The organism is Streptomyces sp. NPDC030814 (assembly GCF_055572155.1).
In genome coordinates this window covers 1-1303 of record NZ_JBVIDX010000066.1, presented here as the reverse complement: position 1 = coordinate 1303, position 1303 = coordinate 1, and the positions used below count along the sequence as shown (strand labels likewise).

At 69.4% G+C, this 1303-nt stretch carries 1 protein-coding gene; it reads left to right on the top strand.

The features are described 5' to 3' along the window. Positions 1-13: 13 nt before the first annotated feature. On the top strand, positions 14-1237 hold the full coding sequence (locus ACZ43N_RS42705) for an IS701 family transposase (RefSeq protein WP_468105280.1): 1224 nt from the start codon (positions 14-16) through the stop codon (positions 1235-1237). The last annotated feature ends 66 nt before the right edge of the window (positions 1238-1303 follow it).

Genomic DNA, 1303 nt, shown 5'->3' with positions numbered 1-1303 from the left:
GCAGCCTCCGAGGGTGATCACCGAGTCTGCCGCAACGCAGTGGGACCTCGAACTGGACGATCTCTTCCTGACTGTCGGGCACCGCTTCGGCCGAGTCGAGCTCCGCCGCCGGATGCGGGACTACGTGCGCGGGCTACTCGCCCCGGTGGCCCGCAAGAACAGCTGGCAGCTGGCCGAACAGGCCGGCCACTCCACCCCTGACGGCCTGCAGCACCTCCTCGCCGGATCGAAGTGGGAGTCCGATGACATCCGCGACGACCTGCAGGAATACGTCGCCGACAAGCTCGGCGAGGCTGGCGGCGTCCTGATCATCGACGACACCGGGTTCATCAAGAAGGGCACCACCTCCGCCGGGGTCCAGCGCCAGTACTCCGGAACCGCCGGCCGGACCGAGAACTGCCAGATCGGCGTCTTCGCCGCCTACGCCTCCGCCCGCGGCCGGGCCCTGGTCGACCGCGAGCTCTACCTCCCGAAGTCCTGGACCGAGGACCGGGAACGCTGCCGCACCGCAAGGGTCCCCGACGAGCGGGAGTTCGCCACCAAAGGCGAACTGGCCCGGCACATGGTGCTGCGGGCCCTGGCCTCGCCGCTGCCCATTGCCTGGGTCACCGCGGATTCCGCCTACGGCCAGGACAACCGATTCCGTCGGCTGCTGGAACAGTCGGGTGTCGGCTACGTACTGGCCGTCCCCAAGTCGCAGTTCAGCGTGGGCTGTTCACGGATCGAGGGCCTGTTCGCGCAGGCCCCGGACGAGGCATGGGAGAAGATCTCCTGCGGCCCCGGCGCGAAGGGGCCCCGCGTCTACCACTGGGCAGCGGTGCGGCTGCCGGCCGTCGCCGAATTCGACTATCAGGGCGAGGTCCCTCACCGGATGCGATGGGCACTGGCCCGGCGCAGCAGCAGCAAGCCCGACGAGACCGCCTACTACCTCGCCTACGCGCCCCTCCAGGTCACCGTCCAGGAGCTGGTGCGGGTCGCCGGGGCACGCTGGGCGATCGAGGAGTGCTTCCAGGCCGCGAAGAACGAGTGCGGCCTGGATCAGTACGAGGTCCGCCGCTACGTGGGCTGGTATCGGCACATCACTCTGGCCATGCTCGCCCACGCCTTCCTGGCCGCTACGGCACACCAACCCTGGGAAAAGGGGGCGAAACAGGTGAGACACCCGGGGTCATCGGGCTCACAGTGGCGGAGGTTCGGCGACTCCTGGCAGCTTGTCGTGCCCTGCCCCCGCACCTGAGCGGACACCGCGGACGACACCACGCGCTGAGCTGGTCGAACTGGCGCCGCCGACGCCAAGCAGTCG